This window comes from uncultured Sulfuricurvum sp. (assembly GCF_937936435.1).
In the GTDB taxonomy this organism is placed as follows: Bacteria; Campylobacterota; Campylobacteria; order Campylobacterales; family Sulfurimonadaceae; genus Sulfuricurvum.
The window spans coordinates 1-10,504 of sequence record NZ_CALDDG010000070.1 but is presented as its reverse complement, the minus strand read 5'-3'; the positions used below and the strand labels follow the sequence as shown (position 1 = coordinate 10,504).

Genomic DNA, 10,504 nt, shown 5'->3' with positions numbered 1-10,504 from the left:
ACAAAGCGGATTCCCTCACGTTTATTGCGGCTTGGGCTACCTCGTTATCATATACCTTCCAATTGTATTTTGATTTCAGCGGTTATACGGATATGGCCCTCGCGGTTGCCTTGCTTTTCAATATTAAACTTCCGATCAATTTCAATAGTCCGTATAAAGCCTTGAATATTCAAGATTTCTGGAGACGCTGGCATATAACGCTTTCTCGCTTTTTACGGGATTATATCTATATTCCATTAGGCGGAAATCGTGGGGGAGAAATACGGACTTATGCAAATCTCTTCAGTGTATTTTTAATCGGAGGGTTATGGCACGGTGCGAGTTGGATGTTCGTGATATGGGGAGCTTTGCACGGGTCGGCAATCGTTATTCATCGCATATGGCAGCAAACAGGTTTAAAAATGAAAACTTGGCTCGCATGGCTCATTACCTTTAATTTTATCAATATCACTTGGGTTTTCTTTAGAGCTGGAGAATGGAGCGATGCCTCCAAAGTATTAAAAGGAATGGCCGGTTTAAATGGCGTTATTCTCCCTATCGGATTGCAAAAATATCTATCCATATTGAATCCATACGGTATTATGTTTGGCGACTACTGGTCTGATATCAATGGTAGTATTTGGATGGTGGTATTGCTCTTATTGGGACTTTATATAATACGACTGAAAAATTCACAGAATCACTTACTCTCTTTTATTCCAAATACTCGATATGCATTTTACACTGCCTTCATGCTAGTATTGTCAATGATGAGTATGCATAAGATTTCAGAATTTTTGTATTTTAACTTTTAGAGGTTTCAATGTCATTCATTTATCGAACATTTGCGTTTGCTGTCATTGTTTTATGCCTTATGTACTCATTTACTGTATCAATTGATCCCTACGAAAAATTTGGAATTAATTTATGGCATCTCAAAACCAAAGCCGTTTATTCCGATAGAGACCAAAAATACTATCATTTATTAAAACACAAACGAGAGTACGATTTTTTTGTTCTTGGAAGCAGTCGAGCACAATATATTGATCCGGAACAAATCAAAGATATTACTTCTCAAAACACTTATAATTTTAGTGTCATTTCTGGACAGCCAGAAGATTATTTAGCCATAACTAATTATATTATTAAGACCCAAATCCCGAAAACGATTTGGCTTCAATTGGACTTTAAAAATCTAAACGACTATAATCAACTTTTCATGCAATTCAAAACATCTAAATTGTATCTCTTTCTAGACCACTCGCCGTCAAAAGAAAAAACAGAAAAAACTTTTCTCTTTGATTCCACCTATTTTACTTTGGACTCTTTTTTAGACTCTATTCGTATTGTTGGTAAAAATATGCAAAAAAATTCCGAGCAAATTATAAAAGAGAATGGTATGTATGCTCGTCTTCCTACAACTTTATTTCATACAGAGCATCTTGAATCCTCTTATTTTGATGAATATTATAAAGAGTATGATTTTGATCAACAAAGAATTAACTATCTTCTCTCTATTAAAGAGTTATGTGATCAATATAAAATAAAACTAATTGTATCTATCTCCCCAATGAGTACCCAGCATTTAACAAAAATACTTGCCGATCCGTATTTAAAACCAAAATTCTTCGATTTTAAAAGAAAAGTCGTATCCATCTTCGGTGAAGTTCATGATTTCAATAATTTCGCCGTCAATCAATATGACGGATTTTATTGGGTTGATTCCGTTCACTTGACCCCAGAACTGGCACATATTATTACCTCGAATATGCTATCCTCAAAAAATAATTATTTCGGAAGTACACTAACCAATAAAAATATCGAACACTATATCGCTAATTTCAATAATAATCAAAGTGACTTTTCCAATGAATAAAATCCGACTCCTCTGTATCCTTCATGTCCCGCCACCCCATCACGGTGCCGCCAAAGTAGGCGAATTTATCCGCAACAGTCATGTAATCAACGAAACATTCGAATGCCGATTTATCCCGATCCGATCATCGGACACAATCGCCGATATCGGCAAAGTGAACTGGAAAAAACTCTATTTTGTCATCGAACTGTATCTCAAAGTGCTATGGGTGCTCATCATGTTTCGCCCCGATAAAATCTATTTCACCGCATCGATCCGCAGCGTCGCGTTTTACCGAGATCTGCTCATCTCGACGCTATGGAAAAGCTATCGCTATCTCGCCTCCGTAGAGATCTTCTATCATTACCATACCAAGGGAGTGGATGAGTTCGTCTCGGCGTCTGCACGTAATCTTGCCTTGACCCGATTTTTTCTCCGGGATATCCGTCTTATCTTACTGAGTCCCATGCTCTCACAGGATTTCCGAAAAATCGATACGATTCAGGACATCTCCTATCTTCCAAACGGCGTAGAAAACACCCTGAGCGAACGTGAGTTCAACCAAATATGCGATCGACGATATGATCCCTCGAAATCGACGATTCATGCTCTTTATCTTTCCAATATGATCAAATCCAAAGGATATTTTGACGTTTTGAAAGCGGCAATAGCCCTTAAAAACAACAATATCCATTTTCATTTTGCCGGAGAATGGCAAAACGAAAATGACCGGGGCGAATTTTTCGAGACGATTACACAACACGATTTACACAATGTCACTTTTCACGGGTTTATCAACGGAGCAGAAAAACAAAAATTATTTGAACAATCACATCTCTTCATCTTTCCTACACGCTATCCGAATGAAGCATTTCCTCTTTCTATCCTTGAAGCTCTCTCTTATGGGCTTCCCGTTTTATCTACGGACGAAGGATCTATCCCTTATATTCTAGATAATCAATGCGGCATCATTGTTGAAAATTTAGATAATCTCTTAGATGGATTGAAGATGGCTCTTAACCAATTTATGAATCTTGAGACTTCTCAATACTGCAGAGATCGATACATGCAAAATTTTACGTTGCAACAATTTGAAAAAAATCTCGTCAGGACATTAAATGCATAAATATACCCAAGTTATGAACTACAATATTTTCACCGATGACTTAGAGAAACTAACTGTCACTGATTCTAAACAGATCATAAATACCATTAATCCTCATTCATATGTGACTGCAAAAATGGATTTCTTATTCGAAAATGCACTAAGAAAATCAGACATTTTACTCCCTGATGGAAGCGGTATTGTTATGGCCGCTAAAATCATCAATCGCATAACTATTACCAAAATTGCCGGAGCCGATTTACATGAACACCTGCTTCGCATACTCAATGCAGAAGGAAAAAAATGTTTTTATATGGGTGCTTCGCAAAAAACTCTTGATTTAATCCAAAAGCGTCTCTCTCATGAATACCCGAATATCGTCGCACAATTCTACTCGCCCCCGTTTAAACCAGAATTCACAGATGCAGAAAATGATCTTATCATTGACTTGATCAATCGTTTCGAACCGGATGTATTATTCGTCGGGATGACGGCGCCAAAGCAGGAAAAATGGCTTTATACCCATAAAGATCGACTCCATATCAAAACAGCTTGTTCGATTGGTGCCGTTTTCGATTTTTTTGCCGGAACCGTACAACGTCCTTCCCAATTTTGGATAAATCTGCATTTAGAATGGCTGCCTAGGCTAATCAAGGAACCAAAAAGGTTGTGGAAAAGGAATTTTGTTTCCACTCCACTATTTCTGATAGATCTTATACAATACAAGATAGGCATCAAATAAACTAAAGATTATTAATAAGATAGACCTAACAGTTTTTTCTATCTTACAATAAATATTCCCATTCTCATGATTTTTTAAATAAAAAAGGTTAAACAGTTAAAGATACTTATAGGTGAGTAAACCGCTACGTGAGAAGAATAGTGCACGAAATATCCTCTTTTTTGTAAAAGAAAGAGGACATAATGAAGAAAAAATGAGAGAATTTTTAGAAAACTTTTAAGCGCCGATATAATTCTCAGCTTTATTATGCGGTAACGAACCACCTGGAGCATCTTGATCACCGTTACCCCAGCCGTTATTTTTACCGTAATCTTTTTCATGACCACCATGCGTTTTCACACCGACATTATTAACTTTATCTTTTACTGACTTATCGCATGATACAAGATTGTTCGGATTTTCTTTGCCATTATGATTGTTCTCTGCATTATTATGATGCAGTGACTTACCTGGAGCATCTTGATCACCGTTACCCCAGCCGTTATTGCCTTTATGGCAATTATTAACTGGCTTGCAATTGAGTGTCGAAGCAGCATTTCCACTGCCATTATGTCCATGCGAACCTTCATGATGTCCGCCACCATTATGACAATTACCGCTTGCATGTGCCGATAATTCCCCAAGCATAATTAATGCAGGAGCAACATATACTGACCGTTTCAGAAAACTGCGTCTTGCTTCTCTCATTTTTTTTCCTTCATTATTGAATGTATAATCCCGCTATTATAATAATAGCACTTATTTTATTAGAAAATATTGATTTTTTTAAACTACTGTTGTATCTACTTTCTAATAAAAATATTCTCTTTAATAATCCGATAATATCGGATAAAATAATAAAGCCAGTGAACTCTTTTCGGGAGATTAATAACAAAGACATCCCATTTTTTAATGGCAAAAAAAATCGATAAATATTCTTTGATTAATTTCCATTTTGTTTCATTTATCAAAGACAAATGGTATAGGTTTTTCAAATCGACATGTTCGCTGTGTCCCTCGATGATCTTATCATGCCTTATATCGCAAATTATTGATTTTTTGGATTTTTCTAAAACTGCTAGTTCACTTATTCTTTGCAATATCTTTTCATGCAATGGTGTATTAAGGAGATCATGGCTAATCATCAAGCCTAAATATACCATCCCTTCAATTTCCATTGTTCTAGCTCTTTCCATTAAGACAGTCCAATCAATCATTGAATTTTGACGTATCAATCTGTCAATGTCACAAATCCATTCAAGACGTTCCCAGTAATGTTTTGATCCATGCACTAATAAGTATAATAATTGAATATCCGTTGCCAATGTTCGAATATGAGTATTGTGGATATCAATATCTACATTTTCGACATCGAATAATACTATTCTACTTTTAGACATCTGAGGATTGCTAAATAATTTCCAATGAAACTCAATATTTATTTTTTCGTCAGGTGTAGAGATTGCAAAATCTTTGTCTACTTTTAACAGCATTTCATTTTTTAGAAAATCGCTGGAGAACTCTGATCGGTATCCTATCGATTCAAGCATCACCACAGCACGATGCATATCTTCTTGGTGTAGCAATACATCGATATCTGAAAATTGCCGTTTGGTAATATCTTTATAGAGTAGTGCAGAGAGAACAGGACCCTTAATTCCTATAAGAGGAATATTTTCTTTATCTAAAAGCTTGGTAAGCTTGATCAGTTCTGCCGTCATTTGGAGATTTGATTGGGCAATTTCAAGATTTACATACTTGAATTGAGATAGAAGAGGCTTATTATTTTCGAGAAATTTTTTAAGTACCTGATATACTAGAGGAAAAACACCGTGCATATAAGCAGAATTGATTATTTCGTCCAAATTATCAATTTTATTTATCAAGGATGCTATAAATTCATCATCAGGACTTAGCTTGCAGCATTCTATCAACAAATCGTATTTAGTTTCCAAATGCGTTCTCATTAATAACAAGACTTCTCAATTATTTTTGCTTTGCAAGGATTAAAAGCCCCTGCTCGTACAATGGCAAAACAAATTTCAGTAGGTCATTTATCAAAATATCTCTATCAACATCAAAGACTTCCGATATATCATCAAGTACATCCCCTAAATTATCATGTTCTATGATTGACTCCCAAATAACAGCACCTGTATCATTAACCGAATAGAATTGACCTGTTTCACTATTGAAAATCAATAACTCATTATCAATTTCCTGAAGTAATACCGATGAAGGAATAGAATATTCTTTTGCTCTCATATTTCCTCTTTTATAGATTCACAATGATTAACAATAATATCATAAACTTCGTGCAGTCGATCCAAATCTTGCGGTACTTTTACGTTGAAAACATTCACTTTATTCGCTAATCTGGAAAGATACTGAACATAGTCTTTCGTAAAAAAAGAAAAATTCATTTCTCCTCCTTCATGAAGACGGCTAAATTTTTCTATTCCTTTCAAAGGACGAAGAGTACAAATACTATCCGGTTCATCTTTCTCCAAAATATAAATGGCATGAATAGAACGTATTTCTGTTGCTGCATTTTCACATCGGTGACCTAATACCTCTACCTGACGATAAGGACGATGATAAGGATGTGAAGGAACTGCATAAAAATCTCCTCCCTTTTCAAATGTTGCCATTTTGTCATCAGTAACCAATAAATGGCCATGTTGTATAAAATAATCAGTTAAAGTTGATTTTCCACCATGGGATGGAGCCATAAATAAAACGGTTTTTCGATTTATTTCAACAGATCCTGCATGCAAAAATTTATAGGTATTAGATATAGAAAAGTATATTGGTAAAACAAGATGATAAAGCCAAAATCGAAAAATTTCTTCAGTTGCTTCTTCCAAAAAACAATAAGAAATTTTTCCACCTTGCGTCTGCCATGTAAAGCTTATAACATTTTCAACATGAAAAAGCCAGTTTTGTTCAGGGATAGGTTGGATAAAATCTCTATCTGTTGCTAAAGTAACATTACGATCTTGATTATTTTGATAAATAAGCGTGTTTGGGAAAAAAGAAGATTCGATACATTGATTTTCGATAACTTGAATAACATTTGAACTCAGCTTATGATTTTTCATCTCCTCCTGATTGAGGAGAAGATGAAAACCGTAGAACATTAATTAATAGTTCCGAAGAACGATTTAAAGTCATTCCAAAATTTAGCATAAGGACTTTTATTGCTATTCACTTCTGCAGACGTGTAGTAAGTTTTAACACCATCTGTATCTGTGATGAGACCCTGATCTACGACACCGTTATGTCCACTCACAGTTGCTGTACCAATATAGTTAGCATCAGTTTTTTCGGTGCCTACATATAAATTAGTAGAAAAAACACTGCTTCCCACAGTATTTCCTGCATGAGCGTTCAATCCGCCAAGAGCAATAACTACTGGTGCCGCATATGCTGCTTTTTTCAAAAATGTACGGCGTGCTTGAGCCGCATTCATTTCAACGTTTTCCAAATTTTCCATTTGAAACCTCTAAGTTTGCCAATCTTGCATTATTGACACTAAGAACGTTAAACCGCTGATCAAGACGGTTTACTCACCCGGGAGTTTTCTTCGATACTTCGGGTGTAGCCCTATAAACACACCGTGTGTTCTCAAGCACTCTTATAACTAGTCATAAGATGCCTTATAGATATAAGCATCTCTAGTATGGAATACTAATATAAATATTCAAAAAATCAGCTTAATCAAAAACTGTTATTTTTAAATGCTAATGATTCTTTAAACCTATTTTTTTTTGATCCATGGTCGGATTTTTTTGAGCTCTAACGCATTAAGAATAATTCCTACATTCTTCAGTTCATGTTCATCAACAAATCGATTCACATTTTTTATAAATGTTTTTTTCGAATAATCTGCTTTAAATACAATAAGACTTAAATCACAAATACGCATTAATACAAGAGCATCAGCTATAACGCCAACTGGCGGCGATTCTAAAAGGATATAATCATAATGTTTCATTAACTCATCCAATACATTCTTAAGACTTTGCGACATCATTAACTCATATGGATTAGTTGGCAGCGGGCCTGCTACTACAACATCAACACCATGATCTGTACACTGAAGCACTTCTTCAAAAGTATTTTTTCCTGAAAGCAAAGTACTCATACCGATCTGATTTTGAATTTCTAGTTTTTTATTCACATTAGATGAACGCATATCCATATCGAGCAGGATAACTTTTTTGCCACTTTGGGCAATTACTTTCGCAAATTCTAAAGCAGTTGTAGTCCGTCCTTCTCCACGAACCGAAGAAGTAACCATAATTGTTTTAGGTCTATCTGAACTGAATTCGAATTTTGTCAGAAGTACGCGCAGTGCTTCTTCATAAAGCGATTTTTTTCCTTTGAATAATGGCAATACGCTATAAATAGGAATCATTGTATTGTTTTCGATATCTGAAATAGTGTGAATCTTGTTACTGATCAGAAAACGCAGAAATGCCTGTAATAAGCCAATCAATAAGCCAACGACAAGTCCAATTATTACCATTACTTTTCGATGCGGCTGGATCGGGGCATCCCCTGTTAAAGCAGAATCAATAACGCGGACACCTGACTCAGTCGCTGATTCCAGAATCGATGTTTCCGCCCGTTTTTGAAGAAGATATTCGTAAATTTTCTCATTTACCAAAAAGCTACGATTTAACTGTGCCAACTGTTTCTCTTCTTCAGGAAGCGTTTCGAATGTTGCTTTTTGTGTGTTGATAATTTGTTGAACATTGGCTTTTCGCTGAGCAATACTACGTAATGCACTCTCGACCGTCGATTTTAATGCGCTTTTTAATGAAGCGATCTGCTCATTAGCTTTAATCATTGAGGGATGTTTTTCCGTAAAATCAACACTCAATGAAGATCGGTAAGTGTACGCTTCTTGTAATTTCCCCATCAACGTCGTAATTGCCATGCTGCTACCGGTAACGGGGCCCATATCAACCCCAATGAGTTCTTTATTTGACTTTATATAATCGAGAAGATGCTTGAGGGTATTTTCTTGCAAATCAATTTCATATTTCTGTGTTTCATACTGCGAAAGTGTCTGAGAAACGGTAGAAGCTTTAGAACCTAAATCGATTAGAATATGTGAAGATTTAAAATCCCGTAAATTAGAAGCTGAATTTTGCAATGCCTCATTAATTGCTTTTAGCTGTTCATCGATAAATTTGAGTGTTCGTTCTGCACTCGAACTATTATAAAAGACACTTTGCTCCGCATAAGTCTCAGAAATCGCCTGTAAAATATCTTGAGCTCGTTCTGGAATATTATCCCTATACATCAACTTCAAAACTGTGGACTTTTCATCTGAAAGTCCAATTGACAACGATGACTGAATCATCGTATACATCATATTGTTCGGTGTTATGGTAAAGAAAAAATCCCTTTTGTCCAATCCGCCTAATTTATTAACAGTAAATCTGAAATAGGGGGTAGATATCAATGAACCGTATTCGTGAACATGGTCATAATTATTCTTCTTTCCTTCAGAAACAACTATATCCTCAATCTTTAAACGAAATTTCTTTTCATCTATCGGCTGAAGAGTAAACTCCCGACCTATCAATTCTTGGGAAATCGCCTCTGCTTTGACCGTAAACGGTGAACGCTTATAAAGTTCAATTTTACGATAGTCCTCTTTAATAAAATAACGGTTTCCGATATAAATTTTTTCAAGCGTTTTTTGCGCCATATAACGAGATTTTAAAAGTTCAATTGTGTTGGCAAGACTGCTTTTGACCCCCATGGCATTTGTCAAAAAATCATTAGCCGAGGATTGCTGTACTAAACCGCCTTGGACTTCCATGGAAAGATCAGCCTGATAAACATTATCACTGAAATAAGCAAAGTAAATTGAAAACAAAGTAATGACAAATGTCACAACAATAATAGACTTTTTATATCCTAAAATTGAATTAACAAGCTCTTTAAGATCGACTTCCGCCTCGATATGATCCGGCATTCCACTTTGAAAAGTTGAATTATTTTGGTAGGTGTAAGCCATCATACGTCCCTAATTGGCGAAGTGTGTCATATGTAATAAATGGAGCCATCATCGTTGTTAACATTTGGAAAAATGGTGTTTGTTCAGTAAAGGCAATATTGTAAGCTTTCATACCGCGAGGCTGTACATAAACAATATCGTTAGGTAATAAAATAAGGCTGGTAAGTTTCATTTGCGACATATCTGCAAGGTTGACTTCCCTTACTTGAGGAGTACGTAATCCTCCCCGAATAATTCTAATATTGGTTCGTTCGGCATCATCAGTCAAATCTCCCGTTTTTGCCAATGCTTCAAACAAAGTCATTGTTCCGTTCGTCACCTGAACGACACCCGGAGAACTGACTTCACCGAGTACAAACAGTTTCTGGTTCAGTATCTTAACACTTACAAATGGGTCTTTCAAATATTCACGGTATCTCTTGGTCAGTACGTCCGATGCTTCCGACTCGCTCATACCAGCAACTTTTACCGCACCTACTAGCGGTAGACGAATCTTGCCGTCATTAGGAACCAGATACCCTTCGGTACCGTCGCGGTTTAATGTTTGCTGACCGCCGCTTCGTAGGATCTGGTTGATCTGTTGATCCCCTTCTCCCGATGTAAGATTTACCACGTTAATTTCGACACGGTCGCCTTTAGTAATTTTCCATTCAAATTCAGTCTCAGCCGTATAATTTTCATCTGAGACGACCGTTTGGGGTTCCGGACTGTTACCCATCATCTTGAATGACTGTGTTGAGCACCCCGAAAACAGCAAACCAGATCGGAAGAGCACACGTCTGAACTCCAGTCACATTCCTTTATCTC

At 36.2% G+C, this 10,504-nt stretch carries 11 protein-coding genes; 4 read left to right on the top strand and 7 right to left on the bottom strand.

Annotation, left to right across the window (positions count from 1 at the left end):
- From Q0389_RS07575 to Q0389_RS07560, 4 genes are all read left to right on the top strand, one after another.
- Positions 1 to 794 (top strand): MBOAT family O-acyltransferase (locus Q0389_RS07575; RefSeq protein ID WP_298693262.1); only part of this gene is annotated, 794 nt, incomplete at its 5' end.
- An 8-nt stretch (positions 795 to 802) separates the two neighbouring features.
- Positions 803 to 1,855, top strand: a complete 1,053-nt coding sequence (locus Q0389_RS07570; RefSeq protein ID WP_298693261.1) for a hypothetical protein — start codon at positions 803 to 805, stop codon at positions 1,853 to 1,855.
- Positions 1,848 to 2,960, top strand: a complete 1,113-nt coding sequence (locus Q0389_RS07565; RefSeq protein ID WP_298693260.1) for a glycosyltransferase family 4 protein — start codon at positions 1,848 to 1,850, stop codon at positions 2,958 to 2,960. Before Q0389_RS07570 ends, Q0389_RS07565 begins: the two co-directional genes overlap by 8 nt.
- Positions 2,953 to 3,681: a WecB/TagA/CpsF family glycosyltransferase gene (locus Q0389_RS07560; protein WP_298693259.1), complete on the top strand. Its 729-nt coding sequence runs from the start codon at positions 2,953 to 2,955 to the stop codon at positions 3,679 to 3,681. Before Q0389_RS07565 ends, Q0389_RS07560 begins: the two co-directional genes overlap by 8 nt.
- A 216-nt stretch (positions 3,682 to 3,897) precedes the next feature.
- Here the strand turns inward: Q0389_RS07560 and Q0389_RS07555 are convergent, their stop codons facing one another.
- From Q0389_RS07555 to Q0389_RS07525, 7 genes are all read right to left on the bottom strand, one after another.
- Positions 3,898 to 4,368 (bottom strand): hypothetical protein, encoded by a 471-nt coding sequence (locus Q0389_RS07555; protein ID WP_298693258.1) that lies wholly within the window; start codon positions 4,366 to 4,368, stop codon positions 3,898 to 3,900.
- A 95-nt stretch (positions 4,369 to 4,463) separates the two neighbouring features.
- On the bottom strand, positions 4,464 to 5,615 hold the full coding sequence (locus tag Q0389_RS07550; RefSeq protein WP_298693257.1) for a nucleotidyltransferase family protein: 1,152 nt from the start codon (positions 5,613 to 5,615) through the stop codon (positions 4,464 to 4,466).
- Between the two features lie 31 nt (positions 5,616 to 5,646).
- Complete coding sequence (locus Q0389_RS07545; RefSeq protein WP_298693256.1) at positions 5,647 to 5,925, bottom strand: PqqD family protein; 279 nt, start codon at positions 5,923 to 5,925, stop codon at positions 5,647 to 5,649.
- Complete coding sequence (locus tag Q0389_RS07540) at positions 5,922 to 6,761, bottom strand: hypothetical protein (protein ID WP_298693254.1); 840 nt, start codon at positions 6,759 to 6,761, stop codon at positions 5,922 to 5,924. Before Q0389_RS07540 ends, Q0389_RS07545 begins: the two co-directional genes overlap by 4 nt.
- 38 nt (positions 6,762 to 6,799) lie before the next feature.
- Positions 6,800 to 7,156, bottom strand: a complete 357-nt coding sequence (locus Q0389_RS07535; RefSeq protein ID WP_298693252.1) for a hypothetical protein — start codon at positions 7,154 to 7,156, stop codon at positions 6,800 to 6,802.
- A gap of 264 nt (positions 7,157 to 7,420) precedes the next feature.
- Positions 7,421 to 9,697 (bottom strand): polysaccharide biosynthesis tyrosine autokinase, encoded by a 2,277-nt coding sequence (locus Q0389_RS07530; RefSeq protein ID WP_298693251.1) that lies wholly within the window; start codon positions 9,695 to 9,697, stop codon positions 7,421 to 7,423.
- Positions 9,675 to 10,418, bottom strand: a complete 744-nt coding sequence (locus Q0389_RS07525) for a polysaccharide biosynthesis/export family protein (protein ID WP_298693250.1) — start codon at positions 10,416 to 10,418, stop codon at positions 9,675 to 9,677. The genes Q0389_RS07530 and Q0389_RS07525 overlap by 23 nt, the downstream gene beginning before the upstream one ends.
- Positions 10,419 to 10,504: the final 86 nt, after the last annotated feature.